The sequence below is a fragment of the Brevibacterium sp. S22 genome (assembly GCF_004745485.1).
GTDB lineage: Bacteria > Actinomycetota > Actinomycetes > Actinomycetales > Brevibacteriaceae > Brevibacterium.
In genome coordinates this window covers 13141-34215 of sequence record NZ_RHFG01000029.1, presented here as the reverse complement: position 1 = coordinate 34215, position 21075 = coordinate 13141, and the positions used below count along the sequence as shown (strand labels likewise).

The window sequence follows — 21075 nt, the reverse complement described above, 5'->3', positions numbered from 1 at the left end:
TGGTGCCGGACAGGAGTGTCGGTGGAGCCGGTCATTCTCGTCGGGGCGGGACTACCTCCAGGCGCGTGTGAAATCGGCGAAGCAGTCTGTCAGCGCCGCCTGCAGCAGCGGACCGAAGGTCACGCGCCCGACACCGAGCTCGCCCAGCTGCGCGAGGTCGAGCTCGTCTGGAACGGCGCCCTTGATCGGGTGGGCGGTGACGTTGAGCGGCAGAGTGACCTGGTCGAGGATCGATCTGAGGGTGCTCACATCGGGCAGCCGGACGGGGTAGACGGAGTCTGCGCCCGCCTCGGTGCACAGCCGCAGTCGGCGGACCACCTCGGCGGTGGGATCCTCGAAGTCGCCCGGGTACTTGAACACATCCGTGCGGGCATTGATGACGACGTGGACTCGCTGAGACTCGGCGGCCTGGCGGAGACTCCAGATGTACTCGGCGTGCTCCTCCGGGCTGCGCATGCTGCCCCGGCTGTGGACCGTGTCCTCGATGTTCACGCCCACGGCGCCGGCCGCGAGGAGGCCGGCGATGAGTTCAGGGGCGGGAGTGTCATAGCCGGACTCGAGATCCGCGGTGACCGGCACATTCACCGCCGAGGTGATTCTCGAGATCCCCTCGAGCGCCTGCTCGAGCGACATGTCCTCCCCGTCGCCGTGTCCGAGGGAGTCGGCCAGCGGGTGAGAGCCGATGCTCAGGGCATTGAACCCGACGTCGACCATGGCGCGGGCCGACCAGGCGTCCCAGACGGTCGGCAGCACGAGCGGATCGTCCTGGTGATGCCCCTGCAGGAGTGTGAATGCGCGTTCGGCGAGAACAGTGAAATCGACCATGGGCAACACTGTTCCACCCTTGAGGGCCGACACGCCAGGGTTCGGACAGGTTCACCCGAAGGTTTCAGACTGCGGCGGTGATAGCGTGAACGTCATCCGAGGTTGTCGCACGGAGGGACCGAGGTGGCCGGGTCCGGCACCATTCGCGTTTCGCCCAAACCCGAGCGGGTGTGGGCACTCCTCGCCGTGCTCGCCAGTCTGGCCACACTCCTCATCGAGATCCCCGCGGCACTGCTCTCTGAAGGCGGCTACTCATTCACCCAGCAGCCAATCAGTCACCTGGGGGTGACCGGATGCGGTGATTGGGGAGACGCTGAAACTCCGATGGAGGTCTGCTCACCGGCTCATCCCTTCGTCAACGGAGTCTCCATCATGGCGGGGGCGATGCTGGCGATCATCGCCTTCATCTGGCATGACTGGATCGCCCCGAGCCGCTGGGGCAGGTGCGGTTCCTTCCTGCTCGCCGCCGGCGGAATGCTGCTTGCCGCCACAGGTATGGTCCCGGCCGATATCGATCCCACCCTGCATGCCGTGTTCGGCTTCGGCGGGGCAGCGGTGCAGAACCTCGGGCTGGTGGCCGCCGGACTCGCGATGACCCTGTGGCCGGAGAAACGGTGGGTCTGGCGCGTCGAATTCGGCAGGCTGACGATCATTCTGGCAACGGTCGGCCTCGTCGGAACCCTGCTCCTGTCCGCCCCGACCGGCTGGGGTCTGCCGATCGGTCTCATCGAACGCATCGCCGCCCACCCGTTCCTCATATGGTTCATCCTCGCCGGATGGATGCAGCTGCGCGACGCCGCGAGACGGCACCGGGAGCTGGAAGCCGGGGCCTGAGGGAGCTTACAGTCGCGGTGTCCGCGGAGGAGTCTCACGACGTTGGCCCGTGGCTTCGAACGCCGCGGCGATCTCGATGAGCTTGGTGTCATCCCAGCCGCGGCCGGCGATCGTCAGCCCCACCGGGATCCCCGTATCGGCCATTGTGCCCATCGGCACCGTCACCGAAGGGATGCCCAGATGCCTGGGCACGAGGTTGCCGTTGGCCACCCAGGTGCCGTTGCGCCACCCGAGATCCGCCGAGGCCTCGTTGACGTCCATATCCGCGGGCCCCACATCGGCCATCGCGGGGAAGACCACCGCATCGAGGCCGTTGTCATCCATCCACTCCTCGAGGTCGACCCGGCGGGTCTCTTCGAGCCCGCGCACACCGGACTCGAGTTCCGGAATCTCCCTGACCGACGCGTACCCGTTGGTCCTCACCTGTTCGGGGTAGGTGGCGATGTCATCGTCGAAGCCCGTGTACCGGTCGGGCAGCGCGCCCGCCGGATGGGGGAAGATCGACGCGCCATCCACCTCGGCGAGGGTGTTCAGGTTCGGGTCGCCGTTCGCGGAGAGGAAATCGTCCCACGCCCACGAAGACAGATCGTTGATCTCTCGATCGAGGTACTCGGGTGAGACGAGTCCGCGAGTACTGATCGTCGGAGCGCCGAGGCGATCGCCCTCGTAATTGCTCACAACCGGGAAATCCGTCTCGACCACCTCGGCGCCGGCTGCCTCGAGATCGGCCCGCGCGGCCTCCCACGCTTCCATCACCGAGGCGCGGGTCTCGATCCGCTGGCCCGTGGGCCCGCCGATTCCGCCGTCCGGGTTCGAACCCGCCTCCTCATCGGCATTGATGTACATGCGCGGCACACTGAGGCGCTTGCCGGCGAGCACCGACTGTGCCGCCTCGGCGCTTCCGGGCAGCAGCGAGGTGTACGAATCCGGGCGAACGGCACTTGCCGCAGGGATCTCCACCCACGGTTGGACCCGCCAGAAGTCTCCACGAGTCTCGGTGTCGTCACCGACGATGACGTCGAGGACTTCGATGAGGTCGGCCATCGTGCGGGTGTGAGGGACGACGACGTCCATCGTCGGCACGAGCGGCCAGTTGCCGCGCACGCTGATGACTCCACGCGAGGGCGTGTAGGCGATGAGCGCATTGTGCGAGGCAGGTGCCCGACCCGAGGACCAGGTCTCCTCGCCGAGGCCGAAGGCCGCGAAGCTCGCCGTCGTCGCCGTGCCCGACCCGTTCGACGATCCGGAAGCGAAGGCGCTGGTCAGCCAGTCGGCGTTGTACGGGCTCTCGGCGCGACCGTAGAGTCCGCGCTGCATGCCGCCGTTGGCCATCGGCGGCATGTTCGTCAGGCCCAGGCAGATCGCGCCGCCTGTACGCAGCCGTTCGATCGTGAAAGCATCCTTCTGCGCGACGAGGTCGGAAAACGCTGGGGACCCGGAGGCGACGGTGAGGCCGGCAACCATATAGGAGTCCTTTGCCGTGTACGGGATCCCGTCGAGGGGGCCGAGAGTCTCACTGCGCGCTCGCCGTTCGTCGGAGGCGGCCGCCTCGGCGAGGGCCTGTGGATTCTCAACGATGACGGAGTTGAGTCGGGTCTCGGTATCGGGACCGTCGAAGGCTGCGATCCGGTCCTGGTAGGCCTCGACGAGCTCCACCGAGGTGGTGCTGCCGTTTTCGAGGGCGGCTCGCAGTTCGGCGATGGACGCTTCGACGACATCGAACTTCGACATGTTCATCCTCCGTGCACTCGTCGGTGCGCGGCGCACTCGACGGTGCGTGCGCGAGGTGGGTGTGTTCCCGCCCAGACTAGCGCCGATTCGCTCGGGCTGCGCTGCGGATTTCGTTGCCGACGCTCAGCGAGAGCGGTGCAGGCGCTGGGGAAGGCGGCGGTCGGCGCAGGCTTCGCCTGCCGTCGGTCAAGATTCTGCCGGTCGGTACGATCGAGGCATGACGGTCTACGCGATCATTCTCACCGGCGGGCGCTCCCGGAGGTTCGGTGGCGTCCACAAACCCGGCATTTCCGTGGGCGGACAGTCGACGGTCTCACGGATACTTGAAAGCATTCGCGACCTCGACGACGGCGCCGAGGTGTGGGTGGCCGGGCCCATGGATGGGCTGTCGGAGGCCGAGCGGGAAGGCGTGTGTGAAGTGCGGGAGGAGCCCGCGTTCTCCGGCCCGCTGGCCGGGATCGCGGCCGCCGTGGCGGCGATCCCGTCGGCAGCCACCTCGGCGATGTCGGAGGTTGCCGGGTCGGCGATCCAGTCGGCCGCCGCCTCGGCGACCCCGCAGGCTGACGTCACTCTCGTCCTCGCAGGGGACATGCCGATGATCACGACGGGCCACCTCGGTGAGCTCATCCGCACCTGCCGGGCGACCGGACGGCCGGCTGCGGGCACGGACGACCGGGGCAAGACGCAGTTCCTCTGCGCCGCGTGGCCGACCGAATTGCTGCGCGCACGCCTGGCCGACATCGGCGACCCCACCGACGGAGCCGTCAAGCTCCTCTTCGTCGGGCTCGAGCCCGCCGTCGTCGACGTCGATCCGAACGTGCTGAGCGATTTCGACACCGCAGCCGAGCTCGATGAGATCCGAGCCCGGCTGGAGTGATTGATTCTGTCACCGACCCGGCCCGCCTCGGCGCTGTGCCGAAACGGGCCGGAATCGGACATCACCATGGTCGGTGACGGCCGCCTCGGCGAGGGGAAGCCTCAGTCGTCGATCTGGGTCTGTTCGACGGCTTCGACGGCCTCTTCGGGGGTCAGTCGGCAGGCGACCCCGACGTAGAAGACGATGATCGAGAAGATCACGGTCACGACCTCGCCGACGATGAAGCCCATGAGGTCGAGGCCGCCGCCGTAGTGGCCGATGAGGCTGAGGAGGACGAGGCCCGCCATCCACAGGATCATCCACCAGCCCGAACGCATCTTCAGATCAGGCAGACGTGATTTGTCCTTGGCGAAGATGTGGTGGGCGATCATCACGACATAGCCGATGGCCACGGCGAGGAACAGCTTCCAGTTCGTCTCCCAACCTGTCCAGTAGACGATGAGGTTCGCGCAGACGAAGCCGATGATCGGCAGCACATCACCGCCGGGCAGCTTGAACGGGCGTTCCTGTTCGGGCAGCTGTCGGCGCAGGGCAGCGACGACGACCGGCCCGGTGGCGAAGGAGAGCACCGTGCCTGAGGTGATGAATCCGACGAGCTTCGCCCATGAGGGGAACGGCAGGAACATGATGCACGAGACGATGAAGACCACGAGCAGCGAGATCCACGGCACGCCGTGCTTGTTGAGTTTGGCCAGGGCACGCGGCGCATTGCCGACCTTCGCCTGCGAATACGACAGCCGGGGAGCCAGCGCCGTGTAGATGAGGCCGGTGTCGGCGGGGGAGATGATGGCATCGCCGTAGAGGATCACGGCCAGCCACACGGCCCCCAGCAGCAGGGAGATCTCGGCCAGCGGTCCCGCATCGTTGGTGAATGCGAGCCCTGCCCAGCCGTCTTTGAGCAGGTCAGACGGCAGCGCACCGATGAAGGCGGCCTGCAGGAGGATGTAGATGAGGCCGGTGACGAGAATCGAGCCGACGACGGCGAAGGGCACGTTCTTCTGCGGGTTCGTCGTCTCACCCGCGAACTCCACACCTTGCCGGAAGCCGAGGTAGGAGAAGACGATTCCAGCGGCCGGCAGGGCGGCGAGGATCGGGGCGACGCCGTTGGGGGCGAAGCCGCCGAACTGCTGCGAGGCGAAGTGCCCGGGGTTGAACGCCAATGCGAAGAACACGACGATGACGAGCAGGATGACGGCGAGCTTCCACCACACGAGCACGTTGTTGAAGCGAGCGAACAGCGAGACCCCGTAGAGGTTGATGACACTGAAGACGAGCATCAGCGCGATGCTCACTGCGATGCCGGGTCCGGTGAGCACGGCGACGTCGTCGACGGTGTGCATCAGCCACGGCAGGTAGCTCGAGGCGTACTGGACGGCGGCCATGACCTCGATCGGCACCGTCGCCGCGACCGACAGCCACGTGATCCACCCGGAAGTGAAGCTCGCGAAGGAGCCGAAGGAGAAGTGGGGAAAGCGGATGACGCCGCCGGCGACGGGGAACATCACGCCCAGCTCGGCGTAGTTGAGCGCCACGAAGATCATCATCACAGCGCCCAGAGCCCAGGAGATCAGCGAGGCGGGGCCGACCATCACCGAGGCGTTGAAGGCCCCGAAGAGCCACCCGGACCCGATGATCGACCCGACCCCTGTGAACAGGAGCCCGACCTTGCCGATATCTCTCTTCAGACCTTTGTCATTGCGGACATCGACCCTCATCGGTCTGCCCGCTCCGGAGGCCGCAGCTCCGGACGTCGGGGGATTCAGAATGGACATCATTGCCCTTTCGATCGTAAAACCACTTTTAGACTTTTGTAGTGTGCGCCGCCTGAAATGTGATGTCAACGACCATTTGGGGCATTAGGAGTCGAATCGGCACAGTCCTATCTACACCAGATGAACAGCACAGATACTCAGTCTTCACAGTTTTTGAACGAGCTGGGAAAGATTGGATCCAATCGTTTCCGAACGGGCCGTTTCGGTCCAAGAATAACGGTGATTCGAGATTAGGATGGATGGCCGATCGGATCCGATCTGCGGATGACTTCACAGATTCCTTTCAGGACCGATCGGCGTTGAAGGGCGGTGATTTCGTCGGATTGCAATTGGATTGCGATTCTTCCTGCGCCCCGCGCGTCGCGCCACGGGTCTATGCTTCACAGCGAAGGACGTTGTGTGCCGCCGTGGGCGCACCCGGAGGAGCAGTGCCGCCGTGGGTGCACGCGGAGGGGCTGCGCCGCAGTCGCACCCGGAGGAGCGATGTCGGAGGGACAGGAGGGGCGGTCTCTGAAGGAACGGTGCCGGAGGGGCGGTGCCGCCTGAGTGGGAGGTGCGTGGTCGAGGCGAACGCAGCCGCCGCACGCAGAAATGCGACCTGCGCAACCGCGGCGTACGGAATGCACGACCGGGCGGGGAGCCGACTCGGCGAGTAGAGGGAGCCAGACGATGACGCATGATCCAGCTCGCAGCGGTGCCATTGCGGCCGAATTGCGCTCGCGCATCATCGGCGGTCAGCTGCCGCCGGGTGCCCGCATTCGGCAGGAGGAGATCGCCGCCGAGTTCGGTGTCAGCCGGATCCCGATCCGTGAGGCCCTGCGCGCCCTTGCCGATGCGGGACTCGTGACCCTGATTCCGTCGACGGGGGCATGGGTGACTGAACTCAGCCTCGAGGAATGCCGCGAGGTCTACCTCATGCGCGAACGCCTCGAGCCGCTGCTGCTGTCCCTGGCGATGCCCACGCACGCGCCCGAATCGCACGCGGAGTTCGTCCACCTCGCCGAGGCGGTCGAGGCCGCAGACGCACCCGGCGAGTTCCTCGAACGCGACCGAGACTTCCACCGCTCCATCATGGCCGCGCCCGGTGCGGACCGGCTGAGCAAGACCGTCGACCGCCTGTGGAACCTCAGCCACTACTACCGCAGGCGGCTGCTCGTTCTGCAGGCGAGCAGCCGGAAGGGTGACATCTTCGCCGAGCATCGGATGATCCTGCGGGCGATCGAGATCGGTGATGTCGAATCTGCCGAGGCGGTGATGGCCGCCCATATCCGCCACACCCGCAGGCTCGTCGAGTCCTCCCCGCAGCTGTTCGAGCGAGACTGAGTCGCGCAGTTTCTCGGCGGGCGCAGCTCCTCGCCGGCGGCCCGGTGGCGCGACGAATCATCTCATCGCTCGGTGTCGCTGCAACGCCGGCGGCTCAGCCCTGGCGGGCCTTGAACCGAGGATTCTTCTTGTTGATGACATAGACGCGTCCGCGCCGACGGACTACCTGTGAACCGGGCTGGGACTTCAGCGAACGCAGAGAACGACGAACCTTCATGAGTGTGACTCCTTAATGAGAATGAGTATTATTAACGATAATACTATGCCATGACGGGAAGGAAGCGCATGCAGGACCCAGCCGAACGGGCCGAGCAGATACGAGGAGGCGCCGTCTCCGGAATCGACGCGATCGCCGTCGTCGGACTCTGCGCTCACGAGCGTCGTCGCTATGCGATGGAGCTGGCGAAGAATCGCGGGTACGTCTTCGTGCCCGCCGAGCAGACCGAGCAGGGCATCGAGATCGTTGACCGCCTCGTCGCCCTCCTCGGCAAGACGGCAGGTGTCCGGGGCTTCGTCCTCGAGTACGCTGACGACGCTGCCTGCCCGGAGGTCATCGGGGCGCTGAGCGCGGCCGATTCGCAGGCTGTCCTCAGCGACCTCGTCTGTGTCGTGGACCTCATGTGCTTTCGCAGTGACCTCGAGGCGGAGGAGCGCTGCGGCAGGCTCGTCGCGCAGATCGAATTCGCCTCGACGCTGGCTCTGCTGGCCCCGGTCGGCGCGATGGCTGCCGGGCCGATCGAGGGCGACGCGATGGCTGATGAGGCTGGAGTGCAGGAAGCCGTCGACCTCATTGCGCATCTCGCCCCTGAGGCCCGCCGGTTCGTCCTCGACGGAGGCTCGGTGCATGAGCCCGTGTGCTGGGACTTCGGGCAGCGACCGCCCTCGGCCGGGTGGACGGCCATCCTCAACTCGGAGTTCATTCCGCCTGACCATGCCGAGCGCGCCAGCGGCGTCCGGTACGAGCAGGCCCGTCCCTTCCATCCGCAGCGCCTGCAGGCGGTGCTGGTCGCGGCGCTCGGCGAAGGCTGCTGGGGGCGCATCATCCGCTCGGCGGGGTTCGCGCGCCTGGCGTCACGACCATATGTGACGGCCCACTGGGATCAGACGGGAACCCGCCTCATGCTCGCCCCGCTGACGGCAGGACCCTACCTCGGCGAAGGAGCCGAGCTGCTCGCGCTGGGTCAGGAGCTCGCCTTCATCGGCATCGACCTCGACGAGGCGGGGCTGACCGAGGCGTTGGAGCGCGCGGTGCTCACCGATGCTGAGCTGCTGGCGGGCCCGATGGCCTGGCTGGAGTACTGCGACGAGTTCCCCGCCTGGCACTCCGCGCACCCAGGCTGACGGCCTCCGGCCCGACACGGGCCTCAGTCGGTCGCGGCGGCCCGGCAGTCGGCGCACAGGCCGAAGATCTCGAACACATGGTGCGTGATCTCGAATCCGTTCGACGCCGCGACCTGACGCATCCAGTCCTCACTCGGCGGGTCGATCTCGACGGCGGTGCCGCAGCGCTCGCAGACGAGGTGGTGGTGGTGTTCGGTCTGTGAGCAGGCGCGGAAGAGCTGGGTCTCGGCGATGGTGATCGTATCGGCGTCGCCGCCGCGCGCAAGCGCGTTCAGTTGTCGGTAGACCGTGGCCAGGCCGACACTCGCGCCTTCGTCTTCGAGGCGTCGGTGGAGCTGTTTGGCAGAGACGAAGCGGGTCTCGGTTTCCAGGGCGGAGCGGATGAGGGCCTTCTGCGCGGTGGAGCGCGTCTTCTTCTGCGGAGCTGCCATGGGGAGTCCTCCCTAGTCGTCCCTGTCGAAGGCGCATATGCGTGAACGTGCATATGCGAGAGAAATAATGAAACACGTTACCATTAGCGGGCGGTTCGACTCACCCCTACGATGGAACCCGCACCGATGACGGGGCCCGTGCTTTCGAGCAGGCCGGCACGATCACCAAGGAGGCGCAATCAGCGGAACCACACGCCGCCCGGCGATACCGGTCATCCTGCTCACCGGCTACCTCGGTGCCGGAAAGACGAGCCTGCTCAATCACCTTCTGCGCCATCCCGACGCTCGCATCGGCGTCATCGTCAACGACTTCGGCGACCTCAACATCGACGCCGGACTCGTCATCGGCCAGGTCGATGAGCCGCTGTCGATCTCGGGCGGATGCGTGTGCTGCCTGACCGATGACTCCGAACTCGAGGACGCGCTCGTGGCGATGACGAACCCTGGTCTGCGCCTCGACGCGATCATCGTCGAAGCCAGCGGATTCGCCGAACCGCTGACCCTGGCCCGGATGATCACCCGCATGGGCCACCATCGGTTCCACCTCGGCGGGGTCATCGACGTCGTCGACGCCACCATGTACTTCGATACCGTCGACACCTCACATCTGCCGCCCGTCCGCTACGCCGCGACGACATTGGTGCTGGTCAACAAGCTCGACCAGCTGCCTGCCGCTGACCGTGACTCTGCGGTCGAAGCCGTCCGCGCCCGCGTCCACGAACGCAATCCGCGCGTGATCGTCATCGGCACCCACCATGCTCGGCTCGATCCCACCCTGATCTTCGATCCCGGCGAAGCCGACCGAGACCCTCGCCGAGGCGGCTCCGACGTCGGCGAGGACCCGATTCAGCCCGAATTGCCGATCCGGGAACTCCTGCGGCAGGCCTATGCCGAGGCCGCCGCCGACGAGCTCGGCGATGATGGGGTCGACGAGGATGCCGTGCCCCATCGTCATGCCCAGTCGGTGACCGTCACCGGCACCGGGCCCGCCGATCCAGATGCGGTGATGGACTTCGTCGAGGATCTCCCGGCCGGGGTGTACCGGGTGAAAGGCACCGTGCTCGTGGCCGTGGGATCCGGTCAGCGCCGCTTCGGCGTCCAGGCGGTCGGTCCGAACGTCTACGTCGCCGAGGCGGGCCGACCTGCCCTGGCGACTGCGGATTCGAACGCGGGCGACAGCGGTCCGAACAGCGTCCTCGTCGTCATCGGTGAGGACTTCGACACTGCGGCGGCCGAATCCACTCTGACTGCCGCGCTCAACGGCGACGCCGCAGGAGCGTCCGCCGCGACTTCAGGAGGCAGCCGTCGAGACGATCGCTCCGAGCGGCTCCTCCACCACGTGCGACTGCACGACTGACCCCCAATTTGCTACCCGACGGGGGCTTTGCAACCTTGCGCGAGGTTGCAGAGCCGCCGTCAGGTAGTTCTGGGGAGGGGATCCTCCGGTTATCCTCCGTATTTCCTTAAGCGTGTCTGGAGGTCAACACCCGTGCCGGGCACCCGCGACCGATTCTAGGGTCGAAACGTGATCCACCGACCGGTCATGATCGACCTGCCGGGAGCGGCAGTGAGAAATCATCCTTTTGGGGGACACCATTCACTACTTTCGGGCGATCCGCTGAGGCGTGTCGCTTGGAAGACTCACTAGAGCGCCCTGCTCACACCCCCAAGCCCGGAGGAACCCGTGCACCTGATCACCCGGATGAGTCTGAAGAACCGCCTCATCGTCGGACTGCTCACCCTCGTGATCGCCGTCTTCGGCGTCGTTGCGACCACCTCACTCAACCAGGAGACGATGCCCTCGGTCGACCTGCCCAGCACCTCGGTGCAGGCGACCGTGCCCGGCGCTTCCCCGGAGGTCGTCGAAGAGACGGTGACGAAACCGGTGGAAACCGCGCTCGAGGGGATAGGCGAACTCGAATCGGTGACCACCTCCACCTCGTCGGGAATGATGACCGCCGAGGTGACCTGGCCCTTCGGCAAGGACTCCGAGAAGATGACCGACTCGATCCGCTCGGCCGTGGACGGAGCGAAGGCGGAGCTGCCCGACGACGCCGACGTCGAGGTCCTGTCCTATCAGATGGACGACGTTCCGGTGACGATGTTCGCCGCCTCCGGGGGAGATCCGAAGACCCTCGGCGATCGGCTCGAGGCCGACCTCGTCCCCGAACTCCGCGCTCTCGGCGGAGTCTCGAACGTCGAGGTCACCGGCCAGGACGAGCAGCGGGTCACCATCACCTTCCGGCCCGAGGACGTCGCGGAGAGGAACGTCGTCGAATCCTCGGTCCCCGACGAACTCGAAGCCTCCGGCGCCGTCGTCCCCGCCGGTCGCAGCAGCCAGGGCGACACCTCGATGGCTGTGGAAGTCGGCACCGAGGTCGACGCCGTCGAACAGATCGAGAAGACGCCGCTGCGCACCTCGGACGGCACCGTGCTGCTCGGCGACGTCGCCGACGTCGACCTCGACTCGATCGAGAAGACCTCCCTGTCGCGCGCCGACGGCAAGGACTCCGTGACCGTTTCGGTGACCAAGGATCAGGATGCCAACGTCGTCGACGTCTCTCACAAGGTCGCAGAGACCCTCGACCGGGTGGGTCCGAAGCTCGGAGACGATACGGAGTTCTCGACGATCTTCGACCAGGCGCCGGAGATCGAGAAGTCGATCCATGACCTCTCCGTCGAAGGCGGACTCGGCCTGATCTTCGCGATCTTCGTCATCCTCGCCTTCCTCGGTTCCTTCCGCTCGACCATCGTCGCCGCGATCTCGATCCCGATGTCGCTGCTCATCGCGATGATCGGTCTCCAGATCGGCGACTACACGCTCAACATCCTCACCCTCGGTGCCCTGACGATCGCCGTCGGCCGCGTCGTCGACGACTCCATCGTCGTCATCGAGAACATCAGGAGACGCCAAGGCACGAGCGACCTGACGGTCGAAGACATCGTGGCCAGCGTCAAACAGGTCGCCGGTGCCATCACCGCGTCGACCCTGACCACGGTCGCCGTCTTCCTGCCCATCGCCTTCGTCGACGGCATCGCGGGACAGCTGTTCCGCCCCTTCTCCGTCACCGTCAGCTTGGCACTGCTGGCCTCGCTCCTCGTGGCGCTGACGATCGTTCCGGCCTTCAGCTACTGGGTCCTGCGCCGCAGCCCCAAGCCGCTCTCGCCCAAACGGCAGGCCGCGACCGACCGCAGCTTCGAGCTGTGGACCGCCAAGCAGCATCGGCGCTCAGTGGCTCGTGCCGAACGCCGCCAGAAGACGATCGAGAAGAAGAACGCCAAGCGCGCAGCCAAGGGCAAGGACCTGCTGCCGGATGCGACCGTCGAACCCGTCGTCTCACCGGCACCAGGTGACGGAGAGGCCTCCGGGCGGGTCGACCGTCTCCAGCAGCGCAGCCTGCCTGCCATCATCTCCGCCCTGCACCACCCCTGGCGGACCATCGTCTTCTCCGTGATCATCTTCATCGTCACGATGATGGGCGCGACCTTCCTCAAGACCGACCTGCTCGGTTCGGCCGGAGCCAACTCGCTTTACATCACCCAGACCCTGCCAGCCGGTGCCTCGCTGGAGGCCGGAGACAAGGCCGCCAAGCGCGTCGAGGCAGTCCTCGGCGACGACCCGGACGTCGACACCTACTCGACGACGGTCAACGGCCCGGAATCCGGAGCCGAGAACCAGTTCAACGTCACCCTCGCCGAGGACTCCGAGGCCGAGATCGCGACGAACCGACTCCGCACCCAGCTGGGTGACCTCGGAGAGGACGCCGGCGACATCGACGTCCAGGACGCCGGCGGGTCCGTCAGCGAGGACGTCGAGGTGACGCTCTCGGGCACCGACCTGGGCGCGCTGCGCAAGGCCGCCGACGAAGTCACCTCGACGATGGCGGACACCGACGGCGTACGGACCGCCCGCAACGACCTCGCCGCCGACCAGCCGGTCATCGAGGTCGACGTCGATCGGGAGAAGGCCGCCGACTACGGCTTCAGCCAGGCCGAGGTCGGACAGGCCATCGCCGCAGCCCTGCACGGCACCGAGGCGGGAACGCTGACGATGGAAGGCAAGGAACGCGATATCTTCCTCGCCCCGACCCACCAGGATGCGACCCCCGATGAGATCCGGGCCCTCGAACTGCCCGTCACCGAGGTGCAGACGCAGAACGCCCAGGAAGAAGCCACCGACCGGGTGGAGGAGAAGACCGACGCCCGCGCCGAGGAGGCCAAACGCAAGGCCGCCGACGAATCGGCCGAGCAGCTCGACCAGGCGCGCGAGGCCCGCGACGATGCCGCCGATCAGCTCGAGGAGGCCCGCAAGGCGCTGCGCGATGCGGAGAATCCGCCGCCTGCACCGAGCCCCGATGAGATGGCTGCCGACCAGGTGGAGCAGGCTCGCGAAGGCGTCGAGCAGGCAGAGAAAGGGCTGAAGGAGGCCAATGACGCGATCGACGACCTCGTCGACGGCCAGCGGGAACAGGAGCAGAGCCAGGAGGAGGAACAGAGCCTCGCCGATGAGCAGGCCGCCATCCCCGACATCACCGGCGACCCGATCACCGTCGACGAGATCGCGGAGGTGAAGAGGACCGAGACGCCGGCGACGATCGACCGCGCCGACGGGGACCGTCAGGTCACGGTGTTCGCGACCCCGGTGGACGGGCAGCTGGAATCGGTCACCGCTGCGGCCACGAACCTGACGGAGACCATGGATCTGCCCGACGGAGTCAGCTTCGATGTCGGCGGTGCCAGCCAGGAGCAGGCAGAGTCCTTCGGCCAGCTCGGGGCGGCCATGGCCGTGGCGATCGTGCTCGTCTTCCTTGTCATGATCGCGACGTTCCGCAGCTTCGTCCAGCCGCTCATCCTGCTCGTGTCGATCCCCTTCGCCGCGACAGGTGCCGTGCTGCTCCTGCTGATCACGGGCACACCCTTGGGCATCCCCTCGCTCATCGGTCTGCTCATGCTCATCGGCATCGTCGTGACGAATGCGATCGTGCTCATCGACCTCATCAACAAACTGCGTGAGGACGGTCTGGACCTCATGGACGCGATCGTCCACGGCACTCGGCTGCGTCTGCGTCCGATCCTCATGACCGCAGCCGCGACGATCTTCGCTCTCGTGCCGATGTCGCTGGGGCTCACAGGCGGGGGAGTCTTCATCTCACAGCCCCTGGCGATCGTCGTCATCGGCGGGCTCACCTCGTCGACGGTGCTCACCCTCATCCTCGTGCCCGCCCTTTACCTCCTCGTCGAACGACGCAAAGAGGTCCGGACGGCGCACAAGGCGGAGAAGAGAGAGGCGAAGCGGGCAGCCGATGAGGAGAGGATCGAAGCAGAGACCGCCGAGGTGGCCCTGCGATCCGATGAGCAGTGACCCCACTTAATTACTACCCGACGGCGGCTCAGCAACCTGGCGCAAGGTTGCTGAGCCCCCGTCAGGTAGCAAGGGATGGGACTGCTCAGGCCTCGGTGAGCCCGGGAAGCGCCGCGGCGGCGAAGCGGATGTGCTCCTCGGTCACCCGCGCCGCCTCATCCGTGTCGCCGGCGATGATGGCTTCGAGGATCTGATGGTGGTGAGCCTGCAGTCGGGACATGAGCTCCTGCGGATCGTCGACCCTGTTGAAGGAGGCGAAGATCGACCTGCGCAGTGAGGTGCGGATCGCACCTGTCAGATCGGAGAACAGCTGATTGCCGGCCGCTTGAGCGATGGCGACGTGGAACGCCGTGTCCGCGTCGTTGAAGACGTCGATGCTGATGCCGGGGGTGTCCATCATCGCGAGCTGAGCATTGATGGCAGCCAGCGAATCCTTGTCGGCGCGAGCGGCCGCGAGGACCGAGCTCGAGCGTTCGAGTTGGATGCGCGTCTCCGTCACATCGTCGATGCTGAAGTTCGCCAGAGCGACATGGAGGCGGAGGAAGCGAGTGAGGGCGGCCGAGGGCATCGCGGCGATGAAGGTTCCCGCCCCGCGACCCGACCCTCCTGAGGAGCGGACGACACCAAGGCTTTCGAGGACTCGCAGGGCCTCGCGGACGCTGGCCCGGCTGACGCCGAGCTTCGTCGCCAGATCCCGTTCGGCGGGCAGGGGGTCACCGACAGTGAGTGAGCCGGCCATGATCTGCTCTTCGACGGCGTCGATGACGAGCTCATAGGTGCTCGGCCGGTTCACAGGCGTCCAATCGGGGCTCGCGGTCGCCTCGGTGCCGGCGGTCTGATTCGGGCGGACCGCGTTCGCGTCATCATTCATGGTCGTATCCACCGCGCCATCATGTCATGCTCCTTCTCGCATCTAATGCCCGCACAGGCGTCACTGCTGCTCTGTCCGCACCGGAACGACCGCTGCTCTGCCAGCCCGGACCCCCTGCCGCCTCGGCGGGGAGTTCCCGAACAATTTCTTGACGCAGATCACATCTTCATCTTATGCTCAGATTAATGGTCTGACCTCACAAAGGCCATGCTGAACAATTCGATCATTCGAGTTCGGAGCGCGTTCACAGGGGAACGGACCCGCAGTGGGCATGCCCGGCCATGTTGGAGAAGCCATGTACACACCCGAAATCGCGCCGGTGGCCGACAGCCTGCTGTGGTCATCGCTGCTGGCGATCCTGCCGCTGCTGACGATCTTCGTCACCCTCGGCGCACTGAAGTGGAAGGCCCATTGGGCCGGACTGACGGCGGTCGGCGTCGCCCTTATCGTCGCCATCGCCGCCTACGGAATGCCCGTTGGGCTCGCCGCGCTGTCGGCGACCCAGGGATTCGCCTTCGGCCTGTTCCCGATCATGTGGATCGTCATCACCGCGATCTGGCTCTACGAACTCACCGTGCGCTCGGGCCACTTCGAAGACCTGCGACTGGTCATCAACGTCATCTCGGATGACCCGCGGATCCAGGCCATCATCATCGCCTTCTGCTTCGGCGGACTCCTCGAGGCGCTCGCCGGATTCGGCGCTCCCGTCGCCATCACCGGCGTCATGCTCGTGGCCGTCGGATTCACCGCGATGAGAGCGGCTGTCGTCGTCCTCGTCGCGAACACCGCTCCCGTGGCCTTCGGTGCCATCGCCATTCCGATCATCACCGCCGGCACGCTCACCGGCATCGACTATCAGGACATTGGTGCGATGGTCGGTCACCAGACCCCGTTCCTGGCCGCGATCGTCCCACTGTTCCTCGTCATGCTCGTCGACGGTCGTCGCGGACTCCGACAGATCTGGCCGCTGGCCCTGGTTGTCGGCCTCGTCTTCGGTGCCGCTCAGTACGTGTCCTCGAATTTCCTCTCCGTCGAACTCACCGATATCATCGCTTCTCTCGTCGGACTCGCCGCCGTCGTCATCATGCTCCGGTTCTGGAAGCCCAAGGGCGGACAGGATGCACTCGACCGCATGGCCGACGAGCGCGAACACGAGGGCGCCGACGCCCCTGACGCCGGCGGTGCGTCTGCGGCCGTGGCCACCGTCGTCAAGAAGGAGACCGCGCCGCTGACCGGATCCCGGGTGTTCCTCGCACTCTTCCCCTATCTGCTCGTCATCGTCATCTTCTCAGTGGCGAAGCTCGTCCCCGCGCTGAACAGCTGGTTGGCCTCTACCGATGTGGAGATTCCGTGGCCCGGCCTGGACGGGAACATCTTCACCTCGGCAGGCGAGGCGTCGACGAGCACGATCTATGACTTCCAATGGCTGTCTTCGCCGGGAACACTGCTGCTCATCTCCGGCATCATCGTCGCCGTCGTCTACAAGATGAAGGCCAAGGATGCCCTCGACGTCCTCGCCGTCAATGTCGTGAAGATGCGGTTCTCGATCCTCACCGTCGGTTCGGTGCTCGCCCTGGCGTATGTCATGAACCTGTCGGGTCAGACGATCACCATCGGCACCTGGATCGCCGGCACCGGAGCCTTCTTTGCCTTCCTCTCGCCGATCCTCGGCTGGTTGGGCACCGCCGTCACCGGTTCGGACACCTCAGCCAATGCCCTGTTCGCCACGCTGCAGCAGACTGCCGCACATGAGGCTGGACTCGATCCGCTGCTGCTCGTGGGTGCCAACAGCTCCGGCGGCGTCCTCGGCAAGATGGTCAGCCCGCAGAACCTCACGATCGCAGCGACAGCCGTCGGACTTCTCGGCAGAGAGGCTTCGATCTTCCGCCGTGTCATCGGCTGGTCGCTCGGCATGCTCGTCCTCATGTGCCTGCTCGTCGGCCTCCAGTCCACGGTGCTGTCCTGGATGGTGCCCTCGTCGTGAGATCCATAGGATGCTGCCATCACGGAAGCATTTTCCGCACTATCCACGCCCCGTCAACCACATCAGCCACTTCTCATTCCCCTACTAATCAAAGGAGCGATTCATATGGTCAAGAGACAGATCCCGCAGCCGGCCGAGATCTTCGAGCTCATGAAGTTCAAGAAGTTCGAGCTCGATCCGAAGAAGCGCCGCCTGGAGAACGCGCTGACGATCGATGACCTGCGCCGGATCGCCAAACGTCGGACCCCGGCCGCGGCCTTCGACTACACCGATGGCGCCGCCGAGGGCGAGATCTCCATGGAACGCTCGGTGCAGTCCTTCCGCGACATCGAGTTCCACCCCTCGATCCTCAAGGACGTCACGAATGTCGACACCTCCACCCAGATCATGGGCGGCAGCTCGGCACTGCCGTTCGGCATCGCGCCGACCGGCTTCACCCGGCTGATGCAGACCGAGGGAGAGACCGCCGGGGCAGGGGCCGCCGGAGCGGCGGGGATCCCGTTCACCCTCTCGACCCTGGGCACCACCTCGATCGAGGACGTGAAGAAGGTCAATCCGCACGGTCGCAATTGGTTCCAGCTCTACGTTATGAAACAGCGCGACATCTCCTATGGTCTGGTCGAACGTGCGAAGGACGCCGGGTTCGACACATTGTTCTTCACCGTCGACGCTCCCGTGGCCGGTGCCCGCCTGCGCGACACCCGCAACGGCTTCTCGATCCCGCCGCAGCTGACCCCGCAGACGATCCTCAACGCGATTCCGCGTCCCTGGTGGTGGTGGGACTTCCTGACCACCCCGAAGCTCGAATTCGCGTCCCTGTCGGAGACAGGCGGAACCGTCGGAGAGCTCCTCGACTCGGCGATGGACCCCTCGATCGACTTCGACGACCTGGCTGAAATCCGTGCCATGTGGCCCGGCAAATTCTCGGTCAAGGGTGTGCAGACGCTCGAGGACGCGAAGAAGCTCGCTGACCTCGGCGTCGATTCGATCGTCCTGTCCAACCACGGCGGACGTCAGCTCGATCGGGCGCCTGTGCCCTTCGAGCTCCTCCCCGAGGTGGCTCGTGAGATCGGCAAGAACGTGGAGATCATCATCGACACCGGCATCCGCAACGGCGCCGATATCGTCGCCGCACTGGCCCTCGGCGCCGACTTCACCCTCATCGGTCGTGCCTACCTGTTCGGGCTCATGGCCGGCGGTCGGGCAGGCGTGGATCGGACGATCGAGATCCTCCGCGAGCAGGTCGAGCGCACCATGCGGCTGCTGCAGGTGGCCGATGTCTCCGAGCTCAATCCGGCGCATGTCACGCAGCTGCGTCAGTTCAACCGTGACGACCGGGCCGAGATCATCGGCTCCCGTCCTGCGAAGAAGTGACCGACAAACGGTGATCGTGAAGCGATGATCGCCGAGGCGGCTCCCGACACCGAATGATGTCATCGTCGGTCCCGCCAGCGGTTCGATACGACGAAGGGCCCCGTCCGTGGACGGGGCCCTTCGTTTGACCGGTGCCGGTGCGGGTGCCAGTGCGCTCAGCGCATCACTTGGCGAATTCGTCCTCGATGCGGTCGAGGACGTTCGTCGCCGAGTAGTAGTCGAGGCGGAATGAATCGAGGCCCATTGCGTACACCGCATCGTTCTTCACTGCCGGGGTGCCTTTGACCAGGGAATTCTCCTTATAGCCGTCGACGGTCTCCTCATCGGCATTGAAGAGGAACACCGATTCGCCGGTGACGGCCTTCGACAGGTTCTCACCGGTCACTTCGTAGATGTCGGAGCGCTTGCCCATCTCGCCCTGGCTGGTCGTGCCCTCGGGCACCTCGGCGAGCTCGAATCCGACCTCTTCGAGGAGCTTGCCCTGCGCGGAGTCCGGCGTCCAGACATTCGCGCTGGCACCCGATCCTCCGCCCTTGGCCTTCTCATTGAAGATCATGCCGGTCACGGGCTGCTTCGGGGCGTCGATGGCGGACTTGACCTCCTCGGCGCGGGAGTCGAACTCGTCGTTGACCTTTTTCGCCTCGTCCGTGTGTTCGGTGATCTCGCCGAGCTTGGTGGTGACCTCCTGCCAGTCCTTGTCGCCGTAGTCGACGACGACGGTCGGGGCGATGTCGGAAAGCTGGTCGTAGATCGCATTGGCCGAGTCCTGACCGGTCTTCGAGACGAGGATGAGGTCGGGTTCTTCGGCGAGGACGGCCTCGACGTCGGGGTCGCCCTGGTAGAGGGCTTCGACGTCCTTCTCCTTCGCGACGTCACCCCACTGAGTGAAGAAGCCCTGGTCATCGGCAACGGGGGATCCCGGCATGGTGGCGCCCGAGGCGGTGACCGGGGCGTCGATGGCGAGCAGGCTGCCGGTGAGTGTCACGGCGGTGGAGACGATCTTCTCGGGCTGTTCGTCGATGGTGACCTCATGGTCGGCGTCATCGGTGATCGTCAGGGGCCACTGACCTGCATCGCCGGCCGCGGAATCGGAGGATGCGTCCGATGCGGAGTCGGTGCCGCCGCATCCGGCGAGGCCGATGACGGCGGCGGTGGCGATGCAGGTGAGCGCGCGGGGTGTCCGGTGGGTGAGGGGTGTCATTGTGCTCTCTTTCGTGTCCGCAGACGAAAGGTGGGGCTTTCGTCGCATATGATCCTATGTGAGCCTAACCTAATCGACGAGGATTTGGTGAGGTTAGACTGTCCTTATGACGATTTCTCTTCCTCAGCGTGCCGCGACGCTGGCTGCAACGACCCTGACCATTGCTCTCCTGGCAAGCGGCTGCGCCGCCGATGGTGACAAGGGAAGCGGCGGCGAATCGGGAAACAAGGACGTCGCGACCGGAGGCGAGTCCTTCGGGACCGCGGACGAGGAGACGGCGAAGCTCGGCACCGACGCCGAGGCGGGGGAGTTCCCGCGCACGATCAAGCATGCGAACGGGTCCACGGAGATCGAGAAGAAGCCCGAACGTGTCGTCGTCCTCGACACCGGCGAACTCGACGACGTCCTCTCACTGGGCATCAAGCCAGTCGGTATGGTGACGACCGAAGGGGCGAACCCGGTGCCGAGCTACCTCGAAGACAAGGTCGACGGCGTCGAGACCGTCGGAACGATCAACGAGCTCGATCTGGAGAAGATCGCGTCACTCGAACCTGACCTCATCCTCGGCAGTCAGCTGCGAGCCGACAAACTCTACGACGAACTCGACTCGATCGCTCCGACGGTGTTCTCGATTCGCCCTGGCTTCCCATGGAAGGAGAACTTCCGCCTCGTCGGTGATGCCCTGGGGATGGAGAACGAAGCCACTTCGGACCTCGAGGAATACGCCGAGGAAGCGAAGGCGCTGAAGAAGTCCGTCGACGGAGATCCGACGATCTCGCTCGTGCGGTTCATGCCCGAGAAGCTTCGCCTCTACGCTAATCAGTCACTCATCGGCGTCATCCTCGGTGATGCCGGCTTCAAACGCCCGGAGAAACAGGACGTCGACGAACTCGCAGTCGAGATCTCGCCGGAGAACCTCGATCAGGCCGGAGGGGACTTCATCTTCTACACGAGCTACGGCGATCCCAAAGCCACCGGCGAGGACAAGGCCCTGGCCTCGAGTCAGTGGAAGGGTCTCGATGCAGTCAAAGACGACAAAGCGATCCGAGTCGAGGACGATGTGTGGTTCCTGGGCCTCGGGCCCACCGGTGCCGGAATCATCCTCGACGACCTCGACGAGTACCTCGGCAAGTGAAGTCGACGATGACA

At 65.6% G+C, this 21075-nt stretch carries 16 protein-coding genes; 9 read left to right on the top strand and 7 right to left on the bottom strand.

Annotation, left to right across the window (positions count from 1 at the left end):
* Positions 1 to 51: 51 nt before the first annotated feature.
* Positions 52 to 825, bottom strand: coding sequence for an isocitrate lyase/PEP mutase family protein (locus EB835_RS17355; RefSeq protein WP_135810699.1), 774 nt, complete (start codon positions 823 to 825; stop codon positions 52 to 54).
* A 123-nt stretch (positions 826 to 948) separates the two neighbouring features.
* On the opposite strand from EB835_RS17355, the gene EB835_RS17350 reads away from it, so the two are divergent.
* Positions 949 to 1659: a DUF998 domain-containing protein gene (locus EB835_RS17350; RefSeq protein WP_168216775.1), complete on the top strand. Its 711-nt coding sequence runs from the start codon at positions 949 to 951 to the stop codon at positions 1657 to 1659.
* Between the two features lie 6 nt (positions 1660 to 1665).
* Here the strand turns inward: EB835_RS17350 and EB835_RS17345 are convergent, their stop codons facing one another.
* The gene (locus EB835_RS17345) at positions 1666 to 3390 is read right to left on the bottom strand and encodes an amidase (RefSeq protein ID WP_135810697.1); all 1725 of its coding nucleotides are present in this window, start codon (positions 3388 to 3390) and stop codon (positions 1666 to 1668) included.
* A 217-nt stretch (positions 3391 to 3607) separates the two neighbouring features.
* Here EB835_RS17345 and EB835_RS17340 point away from each other — a divergent pair, with 217 nt between their 5' ends.
* A complete protein-coding gene (locus EB835_RS17340) occupies positions 3608 to 4267 on the top strand; it encodes a molybdenum cofactor guanylyltransferase (RefSeq protein WP_135810696.1) in 660 nt (219 codons plus the stop codon).
* A gap of 101 nt (positions 4268 to 4368) precedes the next feature.
* Here the strand turns inward: EB835_RS17340 and EB835_RS17335 are convergent, their stop codons facing one another.
* Positions 4369 to 6039, bottom strand: a complete 1671-nt coding sequence (locus EB835_RS17335; RefSeq protein ID WP_205749974.1) for an APC family permease — start codon at positions 6037 to 6039, stop codon at positions 4369 to 4371.
* A 669-nt stretch (positions 6040 to 6708) separates the two neighbouring features.
* On the opposite strand from EB835_RS17335, the gene EB835_RS17330 reads away from it, so the two are divergent.
* Positions 6709 to 7362 (top strand): GntR family transcriptional regulator, encoded by a 654-nt coding sequence (locus EB835_RS17330; RefSeq protein WP_168216774.1) that lies wholly within the window; start codon positions 6709 to 6711, stop codon positions 7360 to 7362.
* Positions 7363 to 7456: 94 nt separating this feature from the next.
* Here the strand turns inward: EB835_RS17330 and ykgO are convergent, their stop codons facing one another.
* A complete protein-coding gene (gene ykgO / locus EB835_RS17325) occupies positions 7457 to 7579 on the bottom strand; it encodes a type B 50S ribosomal protein L36 (protein ID WP_039212194.1) in 123 nt (40 codons plus the stop codon).
* 68 nt (positions 7580 to 7647) lie between these two features.
* Between ykgO and EB835_RS17320 the strand changes: the two genes are divergently transcribed.
* Positions 7648 to 8703 (top strand): GTP-binding protein, encoded by a 1056-nt coding sequence (locus EB835_RS17320; RefSeq protein ID WP_168216773.1) that lies wholly within the window; start codon positions 7648 to 7650, stop codon positions 8701 to 8703.
* 23 nt (positions 8704 to 8726) lie between these two features.
* Here the strand turns inward: EB835_RS17320 and EB835_RS17315 are convergent, their stop codons facing one another.
* On the bottom strand, positions 8727 to 9134 hold the full coding sequence (locus EB835_RS17315) for a Fur family transcriptional regulator (protein ID WP_135810693.1): 408 nt from the start codon (positions 9132 to 9134) through the stop codon (positions 8727 to 8729).
* Between the two features lie 178 nt (positions 9135 to 9312).
* On the opposite strand from EB835_RS17315, the gene EB835_RS17310 reads away from it, so the two are divergent.
* A complete protein-coding gene (locus tag EB835_RS17310; protein WP_346763160.1) occupies positions 9313 to 10491 on the top strand; it encodes a CobW family GTP-binding protein in 1179 nt (392 codons plus the stop codon).
* Positions 10492 to 10818: 327 nt separating this feature from the next.
* The gene (locus tag EB835_RS17305; RefSeq protein WP_240688823.1) at positions 10819 to 14496 is read left to right on the top strand and encodes an efflux RND transporter permease subunit; all 3678 of its coding nucleotides are present in this window, start codon (positions 10819 to 10821) and stop codon (positions 14494 to 14496) included.
* 85 nt (positions 14497 to 14581) lie between these two features.
* On the opposite strand, the gene EB835_RS17300 is transcribed toward EB835_RS17305, so the two are convergent.
* On the bottom strand, positions 14582 to 15379 hold the full coding sequence (locus tag EB835_RS17300; RefSeq protein WP_240688822.1) for a FadR/GntR family transcriptional regulator: 798 nt from the start codon (positions 15377 to 15379) through the stop codon (positions 14582 to 14584).
* A 283-nt stretch (positions 15380 to 15662) separates the two neighbouring features.
* Between EB835_RS17300 and EB835_RS17295 the strand changes: the two genes are divergently transcribed.
* The gene (locus EB835_RS17295) at positions 15663 to 17351 is read left to right on the top strand and encodes an L-lactate permease (protein WP_135810691.1); all 1689 of its coding nucleotides are present in this window, start codon (positions 15663 to 15665) and stop codon (positions 17349 to 17351) included.
* 105 nt (positions 17352 to 17456) lie between these two features.
* Entirely contained in the window at positions 17457 to 18725 is a 1269-nt protein-coding gene (locus tag EB835_RS17290) for an alpha-hydroxy acid oxidase (RefSeq protein WP_135810690.1), read from the top strand.
* Positions 18726 to 18888: 163 nt separating this feature from the next.
* Here the strand turns inward: EB835_RS17290 and fepB are convergent, their stop codons facing one another.
* On the bottom strand, positions 18889 to 19926 hold the full coding sequence (gene fepB, locus EB835_RS17285) for a Fe2+-enterobactin ABC transporter substrate-binding protein (protein ID WP_135810689.1): 1038 nt from the start codon (positions 19924 to 19926) through the stop codon (positions 18889 to 18891).
* A gap of 106 nt (positions 19927 to 20032) precedes the next feature.
* Between fepB and EB835_RS17280 the strand changes: the two genes are divergently transcribed.
* Positions 20033 to 21061, top strand: a complete 1029-nt coding sequence (locus EB835_RS17280) for an ABC transporter substrate-binding protein (protein ID WP_135810688.1) — start codon at positions 20033 to 20035, stop codon at positions 21059 to 21061.
* Positions 21062 to 21075: the final 14 nt, after the last annotated feature.

Excerpts from the sequence above, each read along its gene's own strand:
- EB835_RS17355 (WP_135810699.1), bottom strand. The coding sequence starts at position 825 with ATGGTCGATTTCACTGTTCTCGCCGAACGCGCATTCACACTCCTGCAG.
- EB835_RS17345 (WP_135810697.1), bottom strand. The coding sequence starts at position 3,390 with ATGTCGAAGTTCGATGTCGTCGAAGCGTCCATCGCCGAACTGCGAGCC.
- EB835_RS17340 (WP_135810696.1), top strand. The coding sequence starts at position 3,608 with ATGACGGTCTACGCGATCATTCTCACCGGCGGGCGCTCCCGGAGGTTC.
- EB835_RS17335 (WP_205749974.1), bottom strand. The coding sequence starts at position 6,039 with ATGTCCATTCTGAATCCCCCGACGTCCGGAGCTGCGGCCTCCGGAGCG.
- EB835_RS17330 (WP_168216774.1), top strand. The coding sequence starts at position 6,709 with ATGACGCATGATCCAGCTCGCAGCGGTGCCATTGCGGCCGAATTGCGC.
- ykgO (WP_039212194.1), bottom strand. The coding sequence starts at position 7,579 with ATGAAGGTTCGTCGTTCTCTGCGTTCGCTGAAGTCCCAGCCCGGTTCA.
- EB835_RS17320 (WP_168216773.1), top strand. The coding sequence starts at position 7,648 with ATGCAGGACCCAGCCGAACGGGCCGAGCAGATACGAGGAGGCGCCGTC.
- EB835_RS17315 (WP_135810693.1), bottom strand. The coding sequence starts at position 9,134 with ATGGCAGCTCCGCAGAAGAAGACGCGCTCCACCGCGCAGAAGGCCCTC.
- EB835_RS17295 (WP_135810691.1), top strand. The coding sequence starts at position 15,663 with ATGTACACACCCGAAATCGCGCCGGTGGCCGACAGCCTGCTGTGGTCA.
- EB835_RS17290 (WP_135810690.1), top strand. The coding sequence starts at position 17,457 with ATGGTCAAGAGACAGATCCCGCAGCCGGCCGAGATCTTCGAGCTCATG.
- fepB (WP_135810689.1), bottom strand. The coding sequence starts at position 19,926 with ATGACACCCCTCACCCACCGGACACCCCGCGCGCTCACCTGCATCGCC.
- EB835_RS17280 (WP_135810688.1), top strand. The coding sequence starts at position 20,033 with ATGACGATTTCTCTTCCTCAGCGTGCCGCGACGCTGGCTGCAACGACC.